The following is a 25,549-nucleotide window of genomic DNA, read 5'->3' as shown; positions in this document are numbered from 1 at the left end:
GGTCATCGACTTAGCTCTTCCTCTCGTTGTGACCGATTGGGCCGCGCGTCGCGGGCCCGCGGCTGGTCAGGTTGATCGCTGTCGTCGGGCGCCGAACTGGCAGGGATGGACAGGGTGAACGTGGACCCCGTTCCCGGCTTGCTCCACACGCCGATGCTGCCGTTGTGGTTGGCGGCGACGTGCTTGACGATGGCTAGCCCCAGTCCGCTCCCACCAGTAGCCCGCGAACGAGCCTTGTCGCCCCGGAAGAACCGCTCGAAGACTCGCTCCTGGTCTTCCAGCGCGATCCCGATACCCCGGTCGGTGACGGCGATCTCGACGTTGTCGCCGCGCTTACGGCGGCTGATCGACACCGGTGAGCCCGGTGACGAGTAGGCGATTGCGTTGGAGACCAGATTGGCCAACGCGGTCACCAGCAGGGTCTGGTCCCCCAGCACATGCAGCCCGGAAGACGAATCGGTGCGCACCTCGATCTCGGCGTTGTCGGCGGCCACCTTGTGGCGAGAAATCGCCTCCGAGACAATGGTGTCGACGTCAACGTCGGTGACGTTGTGTAACCGCTCGGCCCCCTGCAGGCGCGATAGTTCGATCAATTCCGCGACCATGTCGCCCAGCCGATTGGCTTCGATCAGCACCTTCTCGGCGAACCGCCGAACCGTGTCGGAGTCATCGGCAGATGCCAGCAGGGCCTCGGCGAGCAGGGCCATCGCACCGACCGGGGTCTTGAGTTCGTGGCTGACGTTGGCCACGAACTCACGTCTGGTTGCCTCCATGCGGGCATAGTCAGACTGGTCGTAAGCGAAGACCACGGTGAAGCGCCGGTCTTCCTCGCTGAGCAACCGGGCTTGCCCGTGCACCGATAGTCCGGACCGGCCGCCCGGACGCTTTCCAGGTGACAGATCGAACTCGACGTCGCTGCCCCGCAACGCCTGCTGTGCGGCCTCCCACGCCTGGTCGTCGAGCTGCCGGTCCCGCACCAGGCCCAGCTCTTTGGCACGGTCGTTGAGGTAGACGACGTCCCGATGGCTATCGACCACCGCGACACCCATCGGCATCAGCGCGACGATGCGTTGCAGCATCTGCGCGACGGTGATGCCAGTCCACTCGGTGGACGCTTGTTGGCGGCGCCGCACCAGCCGCTGTGACAGCCGGGCCCCGACCGCGACACCTGCGGCCAGCGCCAGCGCGGACAAGACCCCGGCCAGCAACAGTGCCGAGAACACAGTCACAAACAAAATCCTACAAATCTGGTGAACGCAGCCCTAGCGCTGCGCGGCCAAATCAGGACAAGTCACATCCTCGGCCGCATGTGTTCTGCTGCCGTTCACGCATTGTTTAGCGACTGGCCCTATCGGCGCCAGAAATCAGGCTTTTGCCGCGCCTTGACTCGCCACCGCGGCAGCCCCCGCCGCGGCCGCCTCCGGGTCCAGATAGGTACCCCCGGGCACCAACGGTTGCAGCCGTTCGTCCAGGTCGTAGCGCAGCGGAATGCCCGTCGGGATGTTGAGTCCGACGATGTCCTCATCGGACATATGGTCCAGATGCTTGACCAACGCGCGCAGCGAGTTGCCGTGCGCGACGATCAACACCGTCTTGCCGGCCCGCAGGTCACCGACGATGACGTCGGTGAAGTAGGGCAGAAACCGGGCCACCACGTCAGCCAGGCATTCGGTCAGCGGCCCGCCGTCGATGTTGGCGTAGCGGGGGTCAGCGTCCTGGCTGAACTCACTGCCCTTCTCGATTAGTGGCGGTGGAGTGTCATAGCTGCGCCGCCAGGCCATGAACTGCTCTTCGCCGTAGCGGGCCTTGGTCTCGGCCTTGTCCAGCCCCTGTAGCGCCCCGTAGTGACGTTCGTTGAGCCGCCAGCTGCGGCGCACCGGAATCCACAGCCGGTCGGCGCTGTCCAGCGCCAGATGCGCAGTGGTGATCGCGCGCCGCAACAGCGAGGTGTAGAGCACATCGGGCAGCAGATCCTGTTCGGCCAGCAATTCGCCGCTTCGTACCGCCTCGGCCCGGCCCTTCTCGGTCAGGCCGACGTCGACCCAGCCGGTGAACAGGTTGCGAGCGTTCCAGTCGCTTTCGCCATGGCGAAGCAGCACCAACGTCCCGGTGTCTCCCATGCCGGCAAGTCTCTCACGTCGCCGGAGCCCGGTCCTCTCGGTCATCCTCGTCGTCGATCAGATGCGCGAACGCCTCCAGGTTCTTCAACGACTCGCCCCGGGAAATCCGCCATTCCCATTCTTTTTGAATCGAAGACCGAAAACCCAACTCCAGCAACGTGTTGAAATCCGAGTCCACCGCCTCGAGCACCTGCCCGAGCACTCGGTCGATCTCGTCGGCGTCGACGGAGGCCAAGGACATGCGCCCAACCAGGTAGATATCGCCGACGTTGTCCAGCGTGTATGCCACCCCGTAAAGGCGGCGGTTGCGTTTGAGTAAGAACCGGTAGACACCTTCATGGTTTTCGTCCGGCTTTCGACAGACGAAAGCCTCCACGCGTACCGAGTGCTCACCGATGCTCAGGATGGTGTTGGTCTTGAGCTTGCGTTCCCCCGGCAGTTCGACGATCAGGCCGGCCAGCCCGCCGTGGGCGCCCTGATGTCGGGTGTAGCTCAGCTCGTTGACCTTAAGCGTGTCCTCGATCACCGCTTGCACGGACTGGCTCTGCGGCGTGGTGGGGGTCACGCGCCGACTCCGCGCCGAGCCGTCCAGCGACGCGGTTTGCGAGCCACCACCGGGTCGCGAACCTTGCGGCGGCGCCCGGCGGTGAAGTCGCCGATCGCGCGGCGGTAACTGGCCAGCAGCGCGTCTGTGGTGTTCTCCCAAGAGAACGTGGCCGCATGCTCGGCCCCAGCCCGACTCATCAGCGCGCCCTGCGCGCCGGCATTGCTTCGCAGCAGCCCGTCGATCGCCGCCGCCCATTGGTCGACGTCATGTCCGGAGACCAGAGTCCCGCTGACCCCGTCACGAACCGCCACCGGCAACCCGCCGACCGCGGCCGCCACCACCGGCGTTCCGCACGCCTGGGCCTCCACAGCGACCAGGCCAAACGACTCGGAATAGCTCGGTATCGCGACCAGATCAACAGCGTGGAACACGCGAGCCAAATCCGTGCGGGACTGCGGCGGCAGGAATGTCACCCGCTCGGCGATGCCGAGTTCGTCGGCGAGTTGAGCCAAACCGTCCGGGGATGCCAGTCCACTGCCCGAGGGGCCCCCGGCAACGATGATCCGCACCCCGGGCAGTTTGGCCACAGCACGCAGCACGATGTCGGGCGCCTTCAGCGGCTGGATCCGCCCGACGAAGGCCACCACCTTCTCCTCGGGCCGTAGCCCCAGCGCGGTTCGCGCCTGCTGACGGTCGCCGGGGCGGAACACCTCCAGGTCGACACCGGGATGCACGACGTCGATCCGGGCCGGATCCGCACGGTGAATCGAGATCAATTGCTTGGCCTCATCGTCGGTGTTGACGATGAGCCGATCAGCCTCGTCGACCACCTGCTGCTCGCCAACGGTGCGCAGCGGCGGCTCCGGTGCATCACCGTTGGCCAGCGCCGCGTTCTTCACCGCCGCCAGCGTATGGGCGGTATGCACCAAAGGGACCGCCCAGCGGTCGCGGGCCAGCCAGCCGACCTGGCCGGACAGCCAATAGTGCGAGTGCACGATGTCGTAGTGCCCGGGTTCGTGGGCGGCTTCCGCGCGCAGCACCCCGGCCGCGAACGCACACAACTGGGTGGGCAGGTCGTATTTGTCCAGACCCTCGAATGGTCCCGCCACCACATTGCGCACCAGCACACCGGGCGCCACCCGCACGACCGGCGGGTCCGCCGAAGCGGTGGCCCGGGTGAAAATCTCGACCTCGATCCCCCGCTTGGCCAGGTGTAGCGCACTTTGCAGCACGTAGACGTTCATGCCCCCGGCGTCACCGGCGCCCGGCTGCGCCAGCGGCGAGGTGTGCACAGCCAGCAGGGCAATCCTGCGCACGACGGCGTCGGCGGTTAGCCGGGAGACATCATCGGGCCGCACACCATCATCTTTACAGGACTCGCCCGCGGAACCGGCCCCCGCACGCATGGGGCGCACGTCAGGCCCTCCTACGCCGAGGCTTCGGGTTCGGCCTGCCGCAGCCGGGTGTTCAGTGCCCCAGAACGACGCATCGCCCCGCGCGGATCGGCATACAGCCCGCCTAGGGACACAATGCCCGCTCCCGCTTCCTGCACCCGGTTTCCGAATGACGTGACGCGGATGTCGCGCGGGGCCAGCACCGATCGAGCGGTGAACGCCTCTTCCACCTGGCGCATCCCCTCCGGGTACTCGGTGAATGCCTGGCCACCCACCACGAGTTCATCGGGGTTGAGCACGTCGCGCAGCAACGCAACCGTCTCGCCGAGCACTCGAGCCCGCTCCGCGAGCAGCTCCCTGGCCTGTTGATTTCCCGCCCGCGCCACGCGCAGCAAGTCGGTCATCGCGGTGACCGAGCCGTTCGTACGGGCCTGCGGGGTGGCCGCGATGATGCGCAGACGGCGGGCAGCGGCCAGCACCGCCTCGTCGCTCACCGTCGACTCGAGCTGGCCGGTACCGCCGAGCAGTTCGGAGTGGGCCGGCAAACCCGCGATCGTGCCCGGGCCGCTGGCCGGACAGTGCACCCGCCCGTCGATCACCAGCGCATAACCCACGGTTTCGCGAGCGTAGACATACAGGCTGGTCGATGACCCCCCCGCGAGGCGCCGGGTACCGAGCAGAAGTTCGGCTCCGGCCATCGCGTCGACGTGGGATGCCACCGAGACCGGAAGCCCCAAGGCGTCTGCCAGCGCGGGCCCCACCGGTGCCTGCCGCCAGCCGAGTCGTTGGTGCTCGACGTGGCCGCTGGCGTCATCCACCGTGCCACCGATCGCGACCCCCACCCACAGGGCACGACGACGATGCCAGCGCCGCAGATACCGGCCCGCACTGTCGGCCAGGGACGCCAGCGCACTGCTGGCCGAACTGCGCGGTGTCGCGGTTTCAACGGTGTCGAGGGTGCGCCCCAACAGGTCGGTGGCCACGATGCTGGTGGTACGCGCACCGATGTGCAGACCCAGCGTCACGAACGGCTCGTGGTTCACCTCGACCGGCACTCGCGGACGCCCGATGGCCCCCGAAACCGCCAAGTCGGCGCGCTCCCGCAGCAGGCCCGCATCGAGTAGCGCGATGACCTGGCGGTTCACCGTCGCGATGCTCAGCGAGGTGGTGGTGGCGATGACGTCGCGGCCAACCGGTCCGCGCAATCGCACGGCCCGAAACACGGAGGCCGCCGCGGAATCCGCGAGGTGCAATGACGGGGCCACCACCTGACGGTAGGAACGTGGCTGGCCGTTATGACCAGAATGATGGGCGGTGAGGGTAGTCGAGTGCACAGGCGTCCTTGTTCTGAGTCAACTGGCCGGGTCCCTGGCCGCACATGCTGAGCTGAGTCAGGCGCGGCAAAGTCAGCGGCAACAACAGGCGCCCGCGAAGCGACGCGGGGCGGTGCTGCTGAACATGGCACTGTGGTACACACCGCGAATTTAGCACGTTTACTAGAGTGTGCCCGATGACAACTACTGACGCTGGAAACCGAGTCGCAGTGGTCACCGGCGCCAGTTCCGGGATCGGCGAAGCAACCGCCAGAACTCTTGCCGCGCAAGGGTTTCACGTGGTCGCGGTGGCTCGTCGCGCGGACCGGATAACTGCGCTGACCGATCAGATCGGGGGCACCCCAATTGTGGCGGATGTCACTGACGGTGCGGCAGTGGCGGCCTTGGCGGACGGACTGAGCCGCGTTGACGTCCTGGTCAACAACGCCGGTGGCGCCAAAGGGCTGCAACCGGTGGCCGACGCCGATCTCGAGCATTGGCGCTGGATGTGGGAGACGAATGTGCTGGGCACGCTGCGGGTAACCCGCGCGCTGCTACCCAAGCTGATCGCCTCCGGCGACGGGCTGATCGTGACCGTCACCTCCATTGCGGCGCTGGAGATCTACGACGGCGGCGCCGGATACACCGCCGCCAAACACGCCCAGGGCGCGCTACACCGCACCCTGCGGGGCGAACTCCTGGGCCTGCCGGTGCGACTCACCGAGATTGCACCCGGCGCGGTCGAAACGGAGTTCTCGTTGGTCCGGTTCGACGGCGACGAGCAACGCGCGGACGCGGTCTACTCCGGGATGACTCCGCTGGTGGCCGCCGACATCGCCGAAGTGATCGGGTTCGTGGCCTCACGCCCCCCGCACGTCAACCTGGATCAGATCATCATCCGGCCACGTGACCAGGCCTCAGCGACCCGACGGGCTAACCACCAGGTGTAGTAGTGCTCGGTGTGGTCGGTGTACCCGACAGGCTGGGGGCAGTCGACGGGGTGGCCGGCGCCGTGATCGGGATCTGCGTACCAGGCGTACGCGCCGACGGAGCCGGCAGCGCGGACATCGACAACCAGGTGTCCCAGTCCACCGCCCAGTCCCAGATGTCGCCGTCTGAGTATGACAGCTCGATCGTGCTGCCGGTGACCTCAACCGGGTCGCCGTATATCGCCGAGTGGAAGTACTCCTCAGCGTTGGACGTCGACAGATTGATGCAACCGTTGGTGACGTTGCTGTTGCCTTGCGCGCCCGCGCTTTGCGGGTTGGCGTGGATGAACTCACCGTTGTTGGAGATCCGCACCGCCCAGCGCTCGTGCACGTTGCTGTATCCGGCGGCCGGGTTGGACATGTAGAAGTCCGAGTACTTCTCGGTCACCACATGGACACCGTTTCGGGTGACGTTGCGCGCCAGGTCGGCCTCGCCATAGCTGCACGGGAAGTCCATGATGACTCCCTCATCGGTGACGACCTGAATGCGGTGGGAGGGGACCTCGGCCTTCACGATCTGGCGGCGCCCGATCTGAAAGTTCAACGTCATGTCTTGGGCACCGTAGGCGCCGTCGCCGAACGGCAGCCCATAGAGCTTGGCGTCGACGCTGACCGTGGTGCCCGCGGGGTAGTACTCGCGCGGGCGCCAGTGCACCCGGGCGCCCTTGGCCTCATCGGGCAACCAGGCCCAACTCCCCTCCACCGGCGGGTTGGCGGTGACGTGGAGCGCGCGTTCCACGGTCGCCTTATCGGTGATCGGTGCATCGAATTGAATGATGACCGGCGCCGCGATCCCGACAGTTTGCCCGTCGGCTAACTGGAAGCCCCCATCGATCTGCTTGTCCGGCGTCACGGTGGTGAACTTGCCCCCCACCGGAATCGCCTTGCCGTCGTGGCCGACAGCCGCACCACTCCAGGTGTAGGTGGTGTCGTAGCCCAGTGGTTCGGTGACCGTGTAGACGGTGCGTTCCTGGTTGTAGGCACCGGCGATGACCTTGCCGGACGGATTCTTCAGCACGACCCGCTGGAACCAGCCGTTGCCGACCTCGACACTGACCGGATCGATCGGCAGCACGTCGCCAGCGGCATCGGTCGGCCGAAAGATCAGCCGCGGCGCCTCGGGCGCCTTCTGCTCGGCCTGCTTGGCGACCTTGCCCGAACAGGCGGCCAAAACATTTGGCGCCAACACACCGGCCCCAAGGGCCATCAAAGCCATGCGCCTATTGATCGGCGCCTGACTCTTGGGTGCGCTGGATGTGTTCACGGGATTCCAAGATACCGGGCGCAATAGCGCGCAAACGGTCCTCAAGCGGCCCCGTACCCGTCGCAACACGATGCTCCAGACGGGCTCCGGGCCAAAAGTAGCAGCTACAACGCGCAACCAACCAGAACGGGCTCCGGTTTCAGTGTGATACCAAACACATCACGAACTCCGTCACGCACTGTCCTGGCCAATACCATAACGTCCGCTGCCGTCGCGCCACCGCGATTGGTCAAAGCCAGTGCGTGCTTGCTGGACAGTCGGCATCGGGCGTGCGGGTCGCCGGGATAACCCTTGCCGAACCCGGCCCGCTCCAGCAGCCAGCCGGCAGCCAGCTTGACGCCGTCCGGCGCCGGGTAGTGCGGGACCGACTCCCCGGTCTGGGCCGCCAGCCGTTCGTAGATCTCGGGCGCGACCACGGGATTGGTGAAAAACGACCCCACGCTCCAGGTGTCATGGTCCGCGGCGTCGAGCACCATGCCCTTTCTCGCCCGCAGCGCCAGCACCGCATCGCGGACCGCCCGCGGCTCGCCACGCTCGCCGCTATTCATGCCCAGCGCAGCCGTCAGCTCGCCGTAGCGCAGAGGGGCGCTGCGGCCCGAGGCATCCAGCGCGAACTCCACCTCTAGGACCACCGCCGGCAGCGCCAGCCCGTCGGCTTGCTTGAGCACGCTGGTTCGGTAGCCGAAAGACAGGTCGGCGGCGGGCACCCAGCTCACCTCGCCGGTGCTGCGGTCCAATAGCCGGACCCGGGTGATGACGTCGGACACCTCCACGCCGTAGGCGCCAACGTTTTGTACCGGCGTCGCCCCGGCCGATCCGGGAATGCCCGACAGGCATTCCAGACCGCCCAGACCGCGTTCGATCGCCGCGACCACCACTTCGTCCCACACCGCGCCGGCCTCCGCGCGCACCAGGTTTCCGTCGATGGTGACCCGGTCGTTGGCCACCCGCACCACGGTCAGGTCGGCAAGGGCGTCGCCGATCACCACATTGGAGCCGCCCGCGAACACCAACACCGGCCCGCAGTCTCCGTTTCGGGCACGGTCATCGAGCTCCCGGAGCACGCCAACCACCTGATCGGTGGTGTCGCAGGTGACCAGCGTCCGCGCGACCGGCCCCACCCGCAACGTGGTCAATAGCGCCAGCGGCACCGACTCGGCGACGCGCGCACCGGCGAATAGCGAACCGACATCGCGCCGTTTCATGGCCCGTAACGGTAGCCTGGCCAGCTATGCCGCGTTCATTCGACGTGTCAGCCGACTACGAAGGCAGCGTCACCGAAGTCCTCCAGGCTTTCTACGAGGAGCAATACTGGCGGGCCCGGCTGGCAGAAACTCCAGTGGACGTCGCAACCCTGGAGTCGATGCGGGTGGACGGCACGCCCGGACACGACGGGACCATCGAAGTGGTCACCTTGCAGACCGTCTTCAGCCACAACTTGCCGGGCCTGGTCACCCAGTTGCACCGCGGAGATCTGTGCATCCGGCGTGAGGAAACCTGGGGGCCGGTCAACGATGGAACCGCAACGGCGTCCATCGCAGGGTCGATCGTGGATGCACCGGTGAATCTGTGGGGCACCGGAGTCCTTACGCCCAACCCCAAGTCGGGCGGCTCCCGACTGTCGCTGCAACTCACCGTCCAGGTACGCATCCCTTTGGTCGGCGGCAAGCTGGAACGGATGATCGGCACCGAGCTGAGCCAGCTGGTGACCGTAGAACAGAAGTTCACTACCGAGTGGATCGCGGACAACGCCTAAGTAGCCCCAACTAGGCGCGCTAACACGTGCCGCCACCGATCCCGGTTCCGATCGCCGGGAGGTGCGCCCGCAAGCCGGCTCTCAACGCCTTCGCCGCAACATGCATCGACCGGAATTGGTCACCTCAGCCGGCGATGATGCGAGCGCCACCGTCCCTGAGCTCCGCGTAGTCCCAACTGCAGGGCGTGTCCGTCCGTCTCGGTGTTGAGACGGGTTTGGTGGTTGCCGGTGGTTGTTTGTGCAGTTCGGGTTGGGGTGGCTAAGACGCTGGTGGGCGGCGTGCGGGAGCGGTGCTGCTCAACTTTTGACGATCTGATTTTTCTACGGATGCATCGCTGAACTGCGGATATAGCGTGTTTGGACCGGTTAGGTCCGGGTCGGGTCTTTTGTTGGCCTTTGGGTGGATGGGCGGTGGGTGTTGTGTCGTTTGTGAGTGTGGTTCCGGAGTGGGTGGCGGCCGCGGCAACCGATGCGGCCCGGATTGGGTCGGTGGTGGGTGCGGCTAATGCGGCGGCGGCGGGGGCGACGACGTCGGTGACGGCGGCTGCCGGTGATGAGGTGTCGGTGGCGATTGCGGCGGTGTTTGGGGGGTTTGGTCGCGAGTATCAGGCGGTGTGTGGGCAGTGGGCGGAGTTTGAGCAACGGTTCGCGCGGGCGTTAGGGGCCGGGGCGGGGGCGTATGCGTAGGCTGAGGCGGCCGCGTTGGGGACGTTGTCGCCGCTAGGGGTGATTGAGCAGGGCGTGTGGGGGGCGGTGAACGGGCCGGCGGTGGCGTTGTGGGGGCGGCCGTTGATCGGTGATGGCGCTGATGGGGCGGCCGGGACCGGTCAAGCCGGTGGGGCGGGGGGCTTGTTGTGGGGTAACGGGGGTAATGGGGGTTCGGGCGGGGTGGGTCAAAACGGTGGGGCGGGTGGTGCGGGCGGGCTCAGCGGCGGCTCGGGGGCTGGCGGTGCGGGTGGGGTGGGCGGCAATGGTGGCTGGTTGTGGGGTGCCGGCGGGGATGGTGGTGCCGGTGGGGTGGGTGCGGTTAGTGGTGGTGTTGGTGGTGGGGCGGGTCGGGCGTGGTTGTGGGGTGCGGGCGGGGCCGGCGGTGCTGGTGGGCAGGGCATGGGTCTAGATGGCGGTGCTGGTGGTGGTGGGCAGGGCGGGTTGGTTTATGGCGGCGGCGGGGCTGGTGGTGCCGGTGGGGTGGGTGGTGAGGTCGGTGGTGGTGGTGTCGGCGGTACCGGCGGGCTGGTGGTGCGGCGGGGCTGATCGGCCACGGTGGGGCAGGGGGTGGCGGTGGTGCCGGTGATGGCGGTAGCACCGGGGGTGCGGGCCAGACCGGTGGTGATGGCGGCCGTGCCGGTGATGGGGGCGTTGGGGGGCGGGGCGGCTGGCTGGCCGGTGCCGGCGGCGACGGGGGTGCTGGCGGTGTCGGGGGTTTCGGCGGTGCCGGTGGTGGCGGCGCGGACGGGCTGGTGTTGGGCAGTGACGACGGAGATGGCGGTGATGGCGGTACCGGCGGCGCCGGGGGTGCGGGCGGGTTGATCAGTTTGTTCGGCGGCCAGGGTGCCGGCGGGGCCGGCGGTGCCGGTGGGCTGGCCGGTGATGGTGGTACCGGGGCCACGGGCACGTTTGCCGGTGGTGGCAGCGGTACCGGTGGTGCCGGCGGTGATGGCGGCACCCCCGGTGTGGGTGGTGCTGGCGGCGCCGGCGGGGCCGGCTCGATCGCGGGCGCTCATGGCAGCGAAGGTGCCCGCCCACTGAGCGGTAATGGCGGTAGCGGGGGGCGCGGGGCCGATAGCACCGTGGCCGGCGGGATCGCCGGTGATGGTGGGGTCGGTGGCAACGGCGGGGTATTCGGCAACGGCGGTACCGGCGGTGCCGGCGGTACGGGCAACGGCGGTACCGGCGGTGCCGGCGGTACGGGCAACGGCGGTACCGGCGGTGCCGGCGGTACGGGCATCGCCGGGCAGCGGGGGGTGAGCGCGGACACCCCGGACGGCTCGGGCACCGCCGGTGAGGATGGCGGGATCGGCGGCAATGGCGGGGCCGGCGGCCTGAGTGGTGCCCTGGCCGGCCACGGGGGCGACGGCGGAGCCGGTGGCACCGGCGGCGACGGTGGGGCCGGCGGCTCGGGTGCGGCCGGCGCGGCCGGAGACCGGGGCACCATCGCCCACCTTGATGGTGGCCGCGGGGGTGACGGTGGGTCCGGTGCCGGCGGTGGGGCCGGCGGTAGTGGTGGTAGCGGTGGGACCGGTGGTCAGGCATTGGCGGCCGGCTACAGCGACGGCGTTCGCGGCGCCGGCGGATCTGGCGGCGCCGGCGGGGCCGGCGGGCTGGCCGGGGCTGGCGGCGCGGGTGGTGACGCATACACGACCGGCGGCGGGGCCGGCGGGGACGGCGGCCATGGCGGTGACACCGGGACCGGTGGGGCCGGCGGGTCCGGCGGCGCCGGCTCGAGCACCGGCGTTACCGGCTTGTCCGGGCATAGCCCGACCAGCGGCGGTGACGGCGGCGCCGGTGGCGACGGCGGTGACAGTCCCGCTACCGGCGGGCGTGGCGGGGCCGGCGGTAACGGCGGCAAGTATGGCAATGGCGGCGCCGGTGGGGCCGGTGGTGACGGGATCGCGCGGGGCGACGCGGCCGGCGGGGCCGGCGGTAACGGCGGCAAGGGCGGGTTCTACGGCGACGGCGGGGACGGTGGGGCCGGCGGCGCGGGCGGTTCGGGCACCAGCGGTGTGGGTTTTGAGGGTGGCCGTGGCGGGGCCGGCGGGGATGGCGGGGCCTGCGGGGCCTACGGCGACGGCGGGGACGGCGGGGCCGGCGGAGCCGGCGGCGACGGACGCAATGGGGTCGACGCCACCACCGCGGGCGCTTCCGGCACGCAGGGATTCGCCGGCGACGGTGGTGACGGCGGTAACGGCGGCAGCGGTGGCAACGGCGGCAAGGGCGGCAACGCCGGCAACGGCACCTTGGCCACCGGCTTGGGGGGCAACGGCGGCAACGGCGGCGATGGCGGGCACGGCAACGGGTCAAATAACGCTGGCGGCAGCGGCGGCAGCGGCGGCAGCGGCGGCAGCGGCGGCAGCGGTGCCACCGGTGGCGCCGGCGGGCGCGGCGGCGCCGGTGGTAACGGTTTCAACAACGGCGACAACGGCGACAACGGCGACAACGGCGTCAACGGCGGCAGCGGTGGCAACGGCACCTTAGCCACCGGCTTGGGGGGCAACGGCGGCAACGGCGGCGATGGCGGGCACGGCAACGGGTCAAATATCGCTGGCGGCAGCGGCGGCAGCGGCGGCAGCGGTGGTACCGGTGCCACCGGTGGCGCCGGCGGGCGCGGCGGCGCCGGTGGTAACGGTTTCAACAACGGCGGCGACGGCGGCAACGGCGGCAACGGCGTTAACGGCTTCTTCACGAATCGCGACGGCGGCAACGGCGGCAACGGCGGCGACGGCGCGATCAGAGGTGATGGTGGCGACGGCGGCAACGGCGGCAACGGCATCGGGACCTTTAACACTGTCAACCCCAACGGCGGCGACGGCGGCAACGGCGGCAACGGCAACACCGGTGGCGCAGGCGGGCGCGGCGGCAACGGCGGCGCGAACGGCGCCATCCACGGCGGCGACGGCGGCAACGGCGGCAAGGGCGGCAACGGGGTGATCGCCGGTGCTGGGGGTGCCGGCGGCACCGGCGGCTCAGGTGGCGGTTTCCAAGCCACCGGCGGCAGCGGCGGCGACGGCGGCGCTGGCGGCTCTGGCACCACCGGAGGCACCGGGGGCCGCGGCGGCGCCGGCGGCGCAGCTGACGGTTTCCGAGCCACTGGCGGCGACGGCGGCACCGGCGGCGGCGGTAACGGCACCTCCACTGGTGGCGTGGGGGGCAACGGCGGCAAAGGCGGTGGCACCACCGAATTCGAAAGCGTTGCCGGTAGGGGGGCAACGGCGGTAACGGCGCCACGGGAGGCAATGCTGGTCGCGGCGGCGACGCGGGTTCCAGCACCGGCTAAAGCGGTGTTGGCGGTATGGGGGGCAACGGCGGCACCGGCGGCCTTGGTAACGCCGGATACGGCGGCGACGGCGGCAAGGGCGGTGACACCGGCGGCGGCGTCGGCCGCAGCGGCGGCACCGGCGGCAAAGGCGGCGCCAGCACCTTGAACGGCCAACAGGTTGCGGGCGGCAGCGGCGGGTCCAGTAAGGCGCCAGTAGGCAATAGAGGCAGCTCCGGCGGCACGGGCGGCCACCCTGGCGGCCTCTGATCCGCTTCCGGGGGCCCTAAACTGGCTGCTATGCGAATCGCGCTGGCACAGATTCTCAGTGGCACTGACCCAACAGCAAACCTTGAGCTGGTGCGTGACTATGCCGCGCGGGCGGCGGATGCCGGCGCCAGGCTGGTGGTGTTCCCCGAAGCGACCATGTGCCGGTTCGGCGTCCCGTTGGGACCCGTCGCACAGCCCCTGGACGGCCCCTGGGCCAACGGGGTGCGCCGGATCGCCGCCCAGACCGGAATAACGGTGGTGGCGGGGATGTTTGCCCCCGCCAATGCCGGACGGGTATCAAACACACTGCTCGCAGCGGGTCCGGACACGCCGAATCAGCCAGATGACCACTACCACAAGATCCACCTCTACGACGCCTTCGGCTTTGCCGAGTCGCGTACCGTCGCGCCCGGACACGAGCCGGTAGTGATCACGGTCGACGACGTCCAGGTCGGTTTGACAGTTTGCTACGACATCCGCTTTCCGGCCCTCTACACCGAGCTGGCTCGGCGCGGCGCCGAACTGATCGTGGTCAGCGCCTCCTGGGGCTCAGGCCCTGGCAAACTCGACCAGTGGACGCTACTGGCCCGCGCCAGGGCCCTGGATTCGGCCAGTTATGTGGCCGCGGCGGGTCAGGCCGACCCGGGAGACACCTCGTCGGATCCGGGCGGAGGCTCCGGTGCACCGCGAGGAGTGGGCGGCAGCCTGGTCGTCTCCCCGCTGGGTGAAGTGGTGGCGTCAGCGGGGTCGGACCCGCAACTCGTTGTCGCCGACATCGACCTCGCCAAGGTAGGTGCGGCACGCGACAACATAGGAGTGCTGCGCAACCAATCGCGCTTCACTCAGACTGATAAGGCACAATCGCGTAGGTGACGAACCCGCAAGGCCCACCCAACGAGGGCCCGTCGACTTGGTCGCGTCCCAGCAATCAAGGCCCCCTTGGCCGGCCCCCGTCCCCGGTTGACCCGTCTGGCGGGCCATTCCGTTCGGGCGAGCCCGCTAACCCCCAGCAAGAGCCGCCGACGATGGCCGGCATCGGCCCGCAGCAGACGGAGCCCATCGCCGCCAGCAACGCCGATTCACGGCGGCCGGAATCCACTTCTCCACCCGCCTCGAGCGCAAGTAAGACGACTTCGGTTGCCACGCCAGAGGAAGAGCCGCTGGCGGGAACGCGCAAACGACGCTCACGTCGGGACCCACTATCCATCTTTTTGATCCTGATCATCGTGTTCTCGCTGGTCCTTGCCGGCGTGATCGCCAGCGAGCTCTACGCTCGCCATGTCACCAACGGCAAGGTTGCCGCCGCGGTGGCATGCGAGGTCAAAGACAAGGCCACCGCGTCGTTCAGCGTGGCACCCTTGTTGTTGTGGCAGTTGGCAACTCGCCACTTCACCAACATCACGGTCGAAACCGCGGGCAACCAGGTGCGTGACGCCAAGGGCATGAAACTGCGAATCAGCATTCAAGATGTCCATCTCAAGAGCACGCCGAACTCCGCGGGGACGCTCGGAGCACTGGATGCCACCATTTCCTGGACATCGGATGGCATCAAGGAATCGGTGCAGAACGCGATCCCGATACTCGGCGCGTTCGTCACCAACAGCGTGGTGACCCACCCCGCCGACGGCACCATCGAACTCAAGGGCATGCTCAACGACATCATCGCCAGGCCGGTGGTGTCCGGCAAGGGGTTGGAGCTGCAGATCGTGAGCTTCAATACGCTGGGCTTCTCACTGCCGAAGGAAGCGGTGCAGTCGACACTGAACGACTTCACCGCAGACTTGACCAGGAACTATCCGCTGGGGATCCACGCGGACAGCGTTCAAGTCACCACGACCGGTGTGGTCAGCCACTTCTCCACTCGCAACGCCACCATCCCGACCGGCAGCCAGAATCCCTGTTTCGCCAACCTCTGAGCGCGGTGTAACCGCAGATCAGTTCTGGCCGAGCCCCTCGAGGACCGCCCGGGTGCCGGACAGGCCCAGCCTGGTTGCGCCGGCACTGAGCATCGCGACCGCGTCGGCGGCGGTCCGGATGCCGCCGCTGGCCTTGACCCCGAGTCGTCCGCCGACGACGCTGGCCATCACTTCGACGGCTCGCGTCGAGGCGCCGCCTGCGGGATGAAAGCCGGTAGACGTCTTGACGAAGTCCGCTCCGGCGTCCTCGGCGGCCCGGCACACGCCGACCAGCGTGGACTCGTCGGAAAGACCCAATAGCGCCGCCGACTCAACGATCACCTTCAGCACCGCCCCGGAGGTCGCGCAACGCACCGCCTCGATGTCGGACCGCACCGCGTCGAGGTGCCCGGCCAGCGCGGCACCGACATCAATGACCATGTCGACCTCAACGGCACCGCAGGCAACGGCAAGCGCCGCCTCATGCGCCTTGATCGCCGAGGCATGCTTGCCCGACGGGAAACCCGCCACCGTGGCTACCCGCACGCCGCCGGCCGACACCGCGGTGGGCACCATCGACGGCGAAACGCATACCGCGTAAACGCCGAGTTCGGCGGCTTCTGCCACCAGGGCCACCACATCGGCGGCAGTAGCCTCGGGCTTGAGCAGGGTGTGATCCACCAACGCCGCCACCTGGTCTCGGGTTGGTTGGCCCGGCATCAAGACTGACCCCCGTCTGCAGACGACACAACCGCCCGTGAAAGTTCGGCCTCTTCAGGGCCGCCCGGATTGCAGCCTGAGGCAATCATCTCGGCGTCGTCGACCACCGGGCGCCACGGCTCGAGATTCCAGCTGCTCTTGCCGGGTGCTGCGACCTCGGCGAAATCCCAGTGACAGACGAACTGTGCAAGCATGCCGGGGGTGTCGGCCTCCGGAGCCAACGCCAGTACCTCCGCCCACGCCTCCGCCGCGGCCGCGGCGGTCATGCCGAACTGGCTGGCGGCCGCGCGCCCGGCGGACGTCGGGAACACGCGCAGGCCGCGCAATGACCCCCACTGCGCCCATTCGGCGTGATCCACGAACGGCGGCGAAGGAACTGGTCGCGCGGCGCCGACATCTCCGGCACCAGTGTCGGCCGCAGCATCAGGCGCGCTCAGCAAGGCGATAAGCACCGCGACTGGCGCGGCCAACAGGCCTTTCATCCGGCTAGCGGGATTTGCCCTGAATCTCGAGCAGCTTGGGCCGCACGTCGACCAGATAGACCCCGGCCGCACACGCGGCTATCGCCATCCCGAGCACGCCGAAGACGAAGCCCAGGATGGATGTCAGTGCCACAGCCGCGCCGAGAATCACCAACCACACCGGCTTGGTCAGCTTGTCAGCGGCGGTATAGGCGTCAGGCCGCTGCAGCGCTGCATGCACAAACGCGTACACGGCCGTTACCAGGACGGCGATCTGCAGGACCAACAGGACGGTACCTACGAGTTGGCTCACCTCTAAAGACTATGCGGGCATTGGCCAAAACGTCGACTCCGAGCCGCCTTACCGGCGACTCGCGGTCCAAAAACGCCGACTCCGAGCCGCCCGACTGGGCGACTCGGAGTCGAATCGTGAATGTTATCGGTCCGAGCTGAGCTCGGGCCGAATCACTTCTGGGTGACCTTCTTGACCGGAGCCTTCTTGGCCGGAGCCTTCTTGGCGGCCGGAGCCTTCTTGGCGGGAGCCTTCTTGGCGGGAGCCTCGAGTTCTTCCTTCTTCGGCAGCTCGATGCCGACCAGCTTGGCGGCGCGCTCACCGACGGCGCGGGTCTGCGTCGCGACGGTGCCCAGCGCCTCCTGGGTCAGCTCCACAGCCTGGTCCACGTACCCCTCGGCGCGAGCCGACGCGTCCTCGAAGGCCGGCTGGCTACGCAACCGCTCCAGGGCGGCCTCGCCGCGCTGAACCAAGTCGTTGTACCGGCCGGTGGCAGCCTCCAGGTAACCCTCGGCAGCCTTGCGGAGCTCGTCGGAGGTGAAACGCTCACGCAGTTCGGTGAACTGCTCCGGCAGGTCCTCCTGCAGCTTGGTCAGGCGAGCGCGGCTCTCCTCGACCCGGCTACGGGTGTCGGTGCGGGTCTCTTCGGCGCGGTCACGCAGGTTGGCGATCAGGTCGTTGACGGTGGCCAGAGCCAGGTCGGCGGCACCGAGCGCGGCAAGCAGCGGCGCCCGCAGGTCCTCGATGTTCGTGTTTTCAGCCATGTTGTTTCCTTTCATGGATTGTTTGTCGTTATTGGCGCTATCGAGACTTGAAATGGAAGTTGGGGCAAGCGTCGGCTCCTCAGGGGGAATAGTCAAGACCCACGGATTGCCGTAACGCGCGGATTGCGGGGAACATCCTGAGTCGTCGGATCGGTGGACGGTCCAGTTTCCAGTTGCCAATACAGGCCTGATTTTTCGCTGTTCAGAACCCGTTCCCGCGGTTCGCGATTGCCGGTCACACAAACCCGCAGACGCGTACTCAACGGCGCATTAGCAACGTCTATCCCTATTGAGTTACCCGACGGCCGGCGCTCTAGACGTCGCCAATCTCACATCTGGCGGCCGACCACTTTAATCAATCGTCAATTTCAGATGGGCTCGAACACTCCTCACGGACGGCTTCGTTCTGCTGGGTAAACGACGCATAGATATCCAACAGAATTTGCTTTTGACGCTCGGTGATGGCCGTGTCGGTGATGATGACGTCACGCACCTGGCTGGTCTCGCTCGGTTCGAGAATCCCGGCACGCACATAAAGGACCTCGGCGGATACCCGCAGCGCCTTCGCAATCTGGGCCAAGACATCAGCGGACGGCTTGCGCAGCCCACGCTCGACTTGGCTCAGGTAAGGATTGCTGACACCGGAGCGCTCCGCAAGCTGCCGCATCGAGACGTGCGCATTCTCGCGTTGCGTCCTGATGAAGCTGCCAATATCGGAGGCCTTAGAGGACACCGCAGACACCTTGGCGCCCAGCTTTTCCTCCCCCGGCATCGGTGCACTCCTTCGCTAGTAGTAGTCGTTTACGCACCCAAGGGTACGGAGAGGTGCTTGCTTTTGCAAGCGCTTGTTAGCACCCTCAGAACAGCAAGTGCGCGATAGCGAAGATCACCAAACCGGCCAGCGCCCCCACAACCGTGCCGTTGATCCGAATAAACTGCAGGTCACGGCCGACATGTAGTTCGATGCGCCGACTGGCTTCCTCGGCGTCCCAACGCTCGATCGTCTCGGTGATGATTGCCGTGATCTCGACCCCATACTGCGAGACCAAGTGCTGCGCCGCCCGCACCATCCAGTCGTCCACCTTGTCGCGCAGCTCGCCGTCGTCGCGCAGTGATTCGCCGATTCGGACCACCGTTTCGGCGATCCGGCTGCGCAAGACGCTGGACGGGTCGTCAACGCCCTCGAGCACCAGCCGCATGATGGTTTTCCATGCGGTCGCCGCGGCATTGGCGACCTCGTCGCGGGCCATCAACTGGTCTTTGATGGTGTCGGCGCGCGCAATGGTGCTCGGATCGTGCTGGAGATCGTCAGCGAACTCGAACAGGAAGCGGGTCGCCGAACGGCGCAGTTCGTGATCGGGGTTGCGCCGAACTTTGTCGGTGAAATCCATCAACTCGCGGTGGATGCGGTCGCCAACCATGTGGTCAACGAATCGCGGCGACCAAGTTGGCGAGTCGCGCTCGACCACCCGCTGAATGATCACCCCCGCGTTCAGTGACCACTGAAAGGCACGGTCGGCCAGCAGCTGGATCAGGGCTTCCTGCCGGTTCTCGGCCAGGACGGTCTGCAGCAACCGCCCCACCGGCGGACCCCACTGCGGCTCGGCGATACGACGCACGATCATCCGGTCGATCACGTGCTGGACGTCATCGTCGCGCAGTAGCTCCACCAGCACCCGCAGCACCGTGGCGGCCTCGGCCGCCACCCGTTGGGCATGCCCGGAATCCGCGAGCCATTTCCCCAGCCGGCTGGGGACCTGCGCATCGCGCAACTTGGTTTCCACCACCGGGGCCGACAGGAAGTTCTCCCGGACAAACGTGCCCAGCCCCTCGCCCAGCTGGTCTTTCTTGCGTTTGATGATCGCGGTGTGCGGGATCGGGATCCCCAGTGGATGCTTGAAGAGCGCGGTCACGGCGAACCAGTCGGCCAGCGCACCGACCATGCCAGCCTCCGCGGCGGCACCGAGGTACCCGACCCACAGCGGCGCCCCACCTTGAGCCTGCACCCACCGACATGCCAGGAACACGATGGTGGCGCCGACGAGGAACCCCAGCGCCACCAGTTTCATCCGCCGCAGGCCCACCCGCCGGACCGCATCTGCCTGCGGATCGGCGCCGGCGAACGACTCAGCAAAAGACATCCGGTGTAGCGATGCCGGCGGCGAACTCGAAGGCTCGGCTCTGTGTGCCACCACACCATCATCCGCTATAACTGCCACGGGTTAGTGTGACTGCACTGTTGTGGGGCCTCGCGCACGCACCGCCGATGCGCCATATGTAACTGCACAAGCCGTAGTATCAAGGGCGTCTAGTAAGTGGAAACCAGCAGAAAGTGGTAGAGCGTATCCCGGCTATGACGGGGAAAACAGATGGTCGCAAGCGGCGCTGGCACCAACACAAGGTGGAGCGGCGCAACGAGCTTGTCGACGGCACGATCGTCGCGATCCGCCGACACGGCCGCTTCCTGAGCATGGATGAGATCGCGGCCGAGATCGGGGTCTCCAAGACGGTCCTCTACCGCTACTTCGTCGACAAGAACGATCTGACGACCGCGGTGATGATGCGCTTTGCGCAAACCACCTTGATCCCCAACATGGCGGCAGCGCTGTCCTCCAACCTGGACGGCTTCGACCTGGCCCGCGAGATCATCCGGGTCTATGTCGAAACCGTCGCCGCCGAACCGGAACCGTATCGGTTCGTGATGGCCAACAGCTCGGCCAGCAAGAGCAAAGTCATCGCCGACTCGGAGCGCATCATCGCCCGCATGCTCGCGGTGATGCTGCGCCGGCGCATGGCCGAGGCCGGGATGGACACCGGCGGCGTGGAACCGTGGGCATACCTGATCGTCGGCGGTGTGCAGCTGGCTACCCACTCCTGGATGTCGGACCCGCGGATGACCAGCGACGAACTCATCGACTACCTGACAATGCTGAGCTGGAGCGCACTGTGCGGCATCGTGGAGGCCGGCGGCTCTCTGGAGAAGTTCCGTGACCAGCCGCACCCGTCGCCGATCGTGCCCCCACGGGTGGACGACTAGGCAACTGCCTAGCCTCCTACCAGGCACCCGCGATATCCACCGGATACCGGCGTGGGTTCTGTACCGCTGTAAAGCAGCTACCATTCATGGGGGCAACCGGGGGGCACGCCAGGGTGCGCTGAGCTAAGCCCAGTGGAACAGAAAGGCTCCATCACTATGTCCGTCCAGCTCACGCCGCATTTTGGCAATGTGCAAGCCCATTACGATTTGTCTGACGACTTCTTCCGGCTATTTCTCGACCCGAGCCAGACCTATAGCTGCGCATATTTCGAGCGTGACGACATGACCCTCGAGCAGGCGCAGGTCGCCAAGATCGATCTGGCGCTGGGCAAACTGAACCTCGAGCCCGGGATGACTTTGCTGGACATCGGCTGCGGCTGGGGCGCCACGATGCGGCGTGCCATTGAGAAGTACGACGTCAATGTTGTCGGCCTGACGTTGTCGGAGAACCAGGCCGCCCACGTTCAGCAGATGTTCGACCAGATCGACACCTCCCGCAGCCGTCGGGTGCTGCTGGAAGGGTGGGAGAAGTTCGACGAGCCCGTCGACCGCATCGTCTCGATCGGCGCCTTCGAACACTTCGGCCGCCTGCGCTACGCGCACTTTTTCAAGATGGCCTACCAAGCGCTGCCAGCCGACGGAATCATGTTGCTGCACACCATCGCCCGCCCCACCTTCAAGGAGGCCCGGGCGAAGGGGCTGACGCTGACCCACGAAATCGTGCACTTCTCACAATTCATCCTCGCCGAGATCTTCCCCGGCGGCTGGCTGCCAACAATCCCGACGGTCGAAGAGCACGCGACCGCGGCGGGCTTCAAGGTGACTCGGGTGCAGTCGCTGCAACTGCACTACGCACGGACGCTGGAAATCTGGGCCGCCGCGCTGGAAGCCAAGAAGGAAGAGGCCATCGCCATCCAGTCGCAGAAGGTCTACGACCGCTACATGAAGTACCTCACGGGTTGCGCGAAGCTGTTCCGCCAGGGCTACACGGACATCGATCAGTTCACTTTGGAGAAGTAGCCACACCGGCTAGCCGCCCGGTCGCGTTCCGCGGGACGCGACCGGCGGCTTGGTGTTGGCCTTTTCGGGAACGGGCCGTGCGCCGGCCACATGAGCGCTTGCGAGTGTCTTGGTGTATCGCGCCGCGGCCCCGCCGCCCCAGCTTGACCCGTCTGACACCCCCCAATTGACGCAGAAACGCCCGACGGAATCATCCGCCGGGCGTACCGCGTACTTCCAGGTCTGGGTGACCTACTTGACCAAGGTGAACTGCCCCACGTTGCTGATGCCCTTGCGGAAGAAGTTCTCGCACCCCGTCAGGTAGTGCATGTACTTGTCGTAGATCTCCTGGGACTGCATGGCGATGGCCTCTTCCTTCCTGGCCTCCAGATTCGCCGCCCAGATGTTTAGCGTCCGCGCGTAATGCTGCTGCAGCAATTGCGCTCTTTCAACGGAAAATCCGGCCGCCTGCGCAAAATTGAAAATATCTTCCTGCGCCGTCAACTGTCCGCCGGGAAATATCTCTTGGCCGATGAATCGCATGAATCGGACGTCGCTCATCGTCACCTTGACGCCCATCTCATGAAACTGTTTCTGCGTATAGGTGAGAATCGTGTGCAGCAGCACCCGGCCGTCGTCGGGGAGAATGTCGTACGAGCGCTCGAAGAAGGCCGCGTAGCGCTCCATCTTGAACGCTTCGAAAGCGCCGATGGTGACGATGCGGTCGACCTTGTCCTCAAATTCTTCCCATCCCTGCAGCCGCACCTCGACGGTGCGCTCGGTGGGGATCTTGGCCATCTTGGCCTTGCTGTACTCGAATTGATTGCGACTCAGCGTGATACCGATGACGTTGACGTCATACTTCTCTACCGCCCGCTGCAGCGCGCCGCCCCAGCCGCAGCCGATGTCGAGCAAAGTCATCCCGGGCTCGAGGTTCAGCTTGCCCAGCGCCAAGTCAAACTTCGCGTTGGACGCCTCCTCCAGCGTCATGTCGTCCCGCTCGAAGTACGCACAGCTGTACGTCATCGTCGGGTCTAGAAATAGCGCGAAGAACTCATCCGAAACGTCGTAGATTGATTGCGATTCTTCGTAAAACGGCCTCAGCTCGGTCATTCCGGAAAACTACCTCTCATCTGTCGATCCGGGGCAAATACTACCCGATGTTCAAAACGCCTGTCACACGATTGCAACGACGCCACCTCAGGGCTGTGACCTTCACGTGAGCCGCATGTGAGGCAGCTGAAAATTTCAGTAGGTATAAAAGCCTTGGCCCGACTTCTTACCCAACTGACCCGCCTCTACCATGCGTAACAACAGTGGCGGCGGACCATAATGCGGTTCCTTGAATTCTTCAAACATCTTGTCGGCAATCAACTTCAGGGTATCCAAGCCGACAAGATCGGAAAGCCGCAGCGGGCCCATTGGATGAGACAGCCCGGCAACAACCGCTTTGTCGACGTCTTCGACGGTAGCGAATCCGGCCTCCACCATGCGGATCGCCGACAACAGATACGGCACCAGGAGTGCGTTCACCACAAAGCCGGAGCGATCCGAACAGCGCACCACCTGTTTCCCGAGCACCGCGCTAGCAAACTCCTCGGTGCGAGCCACGGCGGCGTCGTCGGTGACCAGCGTGCTGACCAACTCGACCAGCGGAAGCACCGGTACCGGATTGAAGAAGTGCAGCCCCAGCACTCGCCGCGGATTCTTGGTGGCCGCGGCAACCTTCATGATCGGGATGCTCGACGTGTTCGACGCCAGCACCGCGTCAGGATCGGTGACCACGCGGTCGAGGTCGGCAAAGACCTTCGTCTTGACGGCCTCGTCCTCGATGATGGCCTCGATCACCAGCTGCCGGTCGGCCAGGTCATTCAGGTCGGTGGTGAACGTCAGCCGGCTCAGGGCGCGGTCACGCTCACGCTCGGTGACCTTGCCTGAGCTGACGCCACGCTCCAGCGACTTGACGATGCGGTTGCGGCCCGCGGTGATCAACGCCTCGGTGGTCTCGAACACCGTGACTTCGACGCCGGCACGCACCGAGACCTCCGCAATGCCGGATCCCATCTGTCCGGCACCGACAACCCCTACTCGCTGGATTGCTGCATCGCTGCCCATCTATTTTCTCTCCCGCGAATCGATTTTGTGACGCATTGCAATAGGCCCCGCCCAGGTTGGCTGGGCGGGGCCTACGCTGTCAACTTCCCTGGCGAGCAGACACAAACTCACATCAACTGCGCTGCAGAAGTGCGAGTCTGCGTCTGCTCGGCAATCAGTCAGCTCAGTGGAACTGGCCCTCTTCGGTCGAACCGGCAAGCGCGGTGGTCGACGAGGTCGGGTCCACCGTGGTGGCGATGCGGTCGAAGTAACCGGCACCCACCTCACGCTGGTGCTTGGTTGCGGTGTAGCCGCGCTCCTCGGCGGCGAACTCCCGCTCCTGCAGCTCGACGTAGGCCGACATCTGGTTGCGGGCGTAGCCGTAGGCCAGATCGAACATCGAGTAGTTCAGGGCGTGGAAGCCGGCCAGGGTGATGAACTGGAACTTGAAGCCCATCGCACCCAGCTCCTTCTGGAACTTGGCGATGGTCTCGTCGTCGAGGTGCTTCTTCCAGTTGAAGGACGGCGAGCAGTTGTAGGCGAGCATCTGGTCGGGGAACTCCGCCTTGACGCCCTCGGCGAACTGCTTGGCCAGCTTCAGGTCCGGGGTGCCGGTCTCCATCCAGATCAGGTCGGAGAAGGGCGCGTAGGCCTTGGCGCGGGCGATGCAGGGCTCCAGACCGTTCTTGATCCGGTAGAAGCCTTCCTTGGTGCGCTCGCCGGTGATGAACGGGCGGTCCCGCTCGTCAACGTCGGAGGTGATCAGGGTGGCCGCTTCGGCGTCGGTCCGGGCGATGACCACGGTCGGGACATCGGCAACGTCGGCAGCCAAACGGGCCGAGGTCAGGGTCCGGATGTGCTGCTGGGTGGGGATCAGCACCTTGCCGCCCAGGTGGCCACACTTCTTCTCCGAGGCCAGCTGGTCCTCCCAGTGCGAACCGGCGACACCGGCGGCGATCATGGCCTTCTGCAGCTCGTAGACGTTGAGCGCACCACCGAAACCGGCCTCACCGTCGGCGACGATCGGCACCAGCCAGTTGTCGACCGAGCGGTCGTTCTCGACCTTGGCGATCTCGTCAGCGCGCAGCAGCGCGTTGTTGATACGACGGACGACCTGCGGCACCGAGTTGGCGGGGTACAGGCTCTGGTCCGGGTAGGTGTGGCCGGAAAGGTTGGCGTCACCGGCGACCTGCCAGCCCGACAGGTAGATGGCCTTCAGGCCGGCACGCACCTGCTGGACGGCCATGTTGCCGGTCAGCGCGCCCAGCGCGTTGACGAAGTCCATGTCATGCAGCTGCTCCCAGAGCACCTCGGAGCCGCGACGGGCCAGGGTGTGCTCCTCGACGACGTGGCCCTGCAGGGCGACGACGTCTTGCGGGGTGTAGGTGCGGGTGATGCCCTTCCACCGGGGGTTGTGGTCCCAGTCGTGCTGGATCTGCTCAGCGCTCTTCGGGGTGCCAACGACAGACATTGGACGGCTCCTTTTACGGTCACTACATTGCTGAATTTCTGAGACCACCACCGCCGGGCGGCGGCCTAGAGAGCTTCTAGAAGACGTCTAGAAAGTTCTCCGTGGACTCAACTTCACTCGTGTGCTAACACGACCATGACATAGCCCATTCCCCCTGGTCCACCCATTTCACTTGCAAATTTCGGCTACG

The 25,549-nt window shown here is 66.5% G+C and carries 22 protein-coding genes and 1 pseudogene; 7 read left to right on the top strand and 16 right to left on the bottom strand.

The window, feature by feature from the left end; genetic code table 11:
* Positions 1 to 2: 2 nt before the first annotated feature.
* The 5 genes from G6N41_RS11515 to G6N41_RS11495 form a co-directional block, all read right to left on the bottom strand.
* The gene (locus G6N41_RS11515; protein WP_198967420.1) at positions 3 to 1,229 is read right to left on the bottom strand and encodes a sensor histidine kinase; all 1,227 of its coding nucleotides are present in this window, start codon (positions 1,227 to 1,229) and stop codon (positions 3 to 5) included.
* Between the two features lie 135 nt (positions 1,230 to 1,364).
* On the bottom strand, positions 1,365 to 2,120 hold the full coding sequence (locus tag G6N41_RS11510; protein WP_198967419.1) for a phosphoglyceromutase: 756 nt from the start codon (positions 2,118 to 2,120) through the stop codon (positions 1,365 to 1,367).
* A gap of 13 nt (positions 2,121 to 2,133) precedes the next feature.
* Positions 2,134 to 2,685, bottom strand: coding sequence for a type III secretion system chaperone family protein (locus tag G6N41_RS11505; protein WP_012392754.1), 552 nt, complete (start codon positions 2,683 to 2,685; stop codon positions 2,134 to 2,136).
* The gene (mshA, locus tag G6N41_RS11500; protein ID WP_407663806.1) at positions 2,682 to 4,073 is read right to left on the bottom strand and encodes a D-inositol-3-phosphate glycosyltransferase; all 1,392 of its coding nucleotides are present in this window, start codon (positions 4,071 to 4,073) and stop codon (positions 2,682 to 2,684) included. The genes G6N41_RS11505 and mshA overlap by 4 nt, the downstream gene beginning before the upstream one ends.
* Before the next feature lie 20 nt (positions 4,074 to 4,093).
* Positions 4,094 to 5,395 carry an ROK family transcriptional regulator gene (locus G6N41_RS11495; protein ID WP_198967417.1) on the bottom strand — a complete coding sequence of 434 codons (1,302 nt, stop codon included), beginning with the start codon at positions 5,393 to 5,395 and terminating at the stop codon, positions 4,094 to 4,096.
* Between the two features lie 176 nt (positions 5,396 to 5,571).
* Between G6N41_RS11495 and G6N41_RS11490 the strand changes: the two genes are divergently transcribed.
* Complete coding sequence (locus G6N41_RS11490) at positions 5,572 to 6,324, top strand: SDR family NAD(P)-dependent oxidoreductase (protein ID WP_198967416.1); 753 nt, start codon at positions 5,572 to 5,574, stop codon at positions 6,322 to 6,324.
* Here the strand turns inward: G6N41_RS11490 and G6N41_RS11485 are convergent.
* Positions 6,308 to 7,579, bottom strand: a complete 1,272-nt coding sequence (locus G6N41_RS11485; RefSeq protein WP_231389843.1) for a L,D-transpeptidase — start codon at positions 7,577 to 7,579, stop codon at positions 6,308 to 6,310. The genes G6N41_RS11490 and G6N41_RS11485 overlap by 17 nt on opposite strands.
* Before the next feature lie 152 nt (positions 7,580 to 7,731).
* Positions 7,732 to 8,832 (bottom strand): UDP-N-acetylmuramate dehydrogenase, encoded by a 1,101-nt coding sequence (locus G6N41_RS11480; protein ID WP_198967415.1) that lies wholly within the window; start codon positions 8,830 to 8,832, stop codon positions 7,732 to 7,734.
* A gap of 26 nt (positions 8,833 to 8,858) precedes the next feature.
* Between G6N41_RS11480 and G6N41_RS11475 the strand changes: the two genes are divergently transcribed.
* The 4 genes and pseudogenes from G6N41_RS11475 (at position 8,859) to G6N41_RS11460 (ending at position 15,542) form a co-directional block, all read left to right on the top strand.
* Positions 8,859 to 9,383, top strand: a complete 525-nt coding sequence (locus G6N41_RS11475) for a DUF2505 domain-containing protein (RefSeq protein ID WP_198967414.1) — start codon at positions 8,859 to 8,861, stop codon at positions 9,381 to 9,383.
* A 420-nt stretch (positions 9,384 to 9,803) separates the two neighbouring features.
* A pseudogene (locus tag G6N41_RS11470) lies at positions 9,804 to 13,525 on the top strand (PE family protein).
* A 131-nt stretch (positions 13,526 to 13,656) separates the two neighbouring features.
* The gene (locus G6N41_RS11465; RefSeq protein WP_198967413.1) at positions 13,657 to 14,499 is read left to right on the top strand and encodes a carbon-nitrogen hydrolase family protein; all 843 of its coding nucleotides are present in this window, start codon (positions 13,657 to 13,659) and stop codon (positions 14,497 to 14,499) included.
* Entirely contained in the window at positions 14,496 to 15,542 is a 1,047-nt protein-coding gene (locus tag G6N41_RS11460; protein ID WP_198967412.1) for an LmeA family phospholipid-binding protein, read from the top strand. Before G6N41_RS11465 ends, G6N41_RS11460 begins: the two co-directional genes overlap by 4 nt.
* A gap of 18 nt (positions 15,543 to 15,560) precedes the next feature.
* On the opposite strand, the gene deoC is transcribed toward G6N41_RS11460, so the two are convergent.
* From deoC to G6N41_RS11430, 6 genes are all read right to left on the bottom strand, one after another.
* Positions 15,561 to 16,241 (bottom strand): deoxyribose-phosphate aldolase, encoded by a 681-nt coding sequence (deoC, locus tag G6N41_RS11455; protein WP_198967411.1) that lies wholly within the window; start codon positions 16,239 to 16,241, stop codon positions 15,561 to 15,563.
* The gene (locus G6N41_RS11450; protein ID WP_198967410.1) at positions 16,241 to 16,723 is read right to left on the bottom strand and encodes a DUF2599 domain-containing protein; all 483 of its coding nucleotides are present in this window, start codon (positions 16,721 to 16,723) and stop codon (positions 16,241 to 16,243) included. Before G6N41_RS11450 ends, deoC begins: the two co-directional genes overlap by 1 nt.
* 4 nt (positions 16,724 to 16,727) lie before the next feature.
* A complete protein-coding gene (locus G6N41_RS11445; protein WP_012392744.1) occupies positions 16,728 to 17,015 on the bottom strand; it encodes a DUF2516 family protein in 288 nt (95 codons plus the stop codon).
* 152 nt (positions 17,016 to 17,167) lie between these two features.
* Positions 17,168 to 17,758 (bottom strand): heparin-binding hemagglutinin HbhA, encoded by a 591-nt coding sequence (gene hbhA, locus G6N41_RS11440; RefSeq protein WP_198967409.1) that lies wholly within the window; start codon positions 17,756 to 17,758, stop codon positions 17,168 to 17,170.
* Positions 17,759 to 18,113: 355 nt separating this feature from the next.
* Entirely contained in the window at positions 18,114 to 18,530 is a 417-nt protein-coding gene (hbhR, locus tag G6N41_RS11435; protein WP_012392742.1) for a transcriptional regulator HbhR, read from the bottom strand.
* An 85-nt stretch (positions 18,531 to 18,615) separates the two neighbouring features.
* Entirely contained in the window at positions 18,616 to 19,953 is a 1,338-nt protein-coding gene (locus G6N41_RS11430; protein WP_198967408.1) for a DUF445 domain-containing protein, read from the bottom strand.
* A 137-nt stretch (positions 19,954 to 20,090) separates the two neighbouring features.
* Between G6N41_RS11430 and G6N41_RS11425 the strand changes: the two genes are divergently transcribed.
* Together G6N41_RS11425 and pcaA are read left to right on the top strand one after the other, a co-directional pair.
* Positions 20,091 to 20,795, top strand: a complete 705-nt coding sequence (locus G6N41_RS11425; protein ID WP_012392740.1) for a TetR/AcrR family transcriptional regulator — start codon at positions 20,091 to 20,093, stop codon at positions 20,793 to 20,795.
* Between the two features lie 156 nt (positions 20,796 to 20,951).
* Positions 20,952 to 21,815, top strand: coding sequence for a cyclopropane mycolic acid synthase PcaA (pcaA, locus tag G6N41_RS11420; RefSeq protein WP_020731748.1), 864 nt, complete (start codon positions 20,952 to 20,954; stop codon positions 21,813 to 21,815).
* Between the two features lie 231 nt (positions 21,816 to 22,046).
* Here pcaA and G6N41_RS11415 read toward each other — a convergent pair whose 3' ends face one another.
* The 3 genes from G6N41_RS11415 to aceA form a co-directional block, all read right to left on the bottom strand.
* Positions 22,047 to 22,907, bottom strand: coding sequence for a cyclopropane mycolic acid synthase family methyltransferase (locus tag G6N41_RS11415; RefSeq protein ID WP_198967407.1), 861 nt, complete (start codon positions 22,905 to 22,907; stop codon positions 22,047 to 22,049).
* Between the two features lie 135 nt (positions 22,908 to 23,042).
* A complete protein-coding gene (locus G6N41_RS11410; RefSeq protein ID WP_020731747.1) occupies positions 23,043 to 23,909 on the bottom strand; it encodes a 3-hydroxybutyryl-CoA dehydrogenase in 867 nt (288 codons plus the stop codon).
* A gap of 163 nt (positions 23,910 to 24,072) precedes the next feature.
* Positions 24,073 to 25,359 (bottom strand): isocitrate lyase, encoded by a 1,287-nt coding sequence (gene aceA, locus G6N41_RS11405; protein WP_012392736.1) that lies wholly within the window; start codon positions 25,357 to 25,359, stop codon positions 24,073 to 24,075.
* Positions 25,360 to 25,549: the final 190 nt, after the last annotated feature.

This window comes from Mycobacterium shottsii, assembly GCF_010728525.1.
Lineage (GTDB): Bacteria > Actinomycetota > Actinomycetes > Mycobacteriales > Mycobacteriaceae > Mycobacterium > Mycobacterium marinum.
This window is presented reverse-complemented; position numbering and strand designations above follow the sequence as displayed.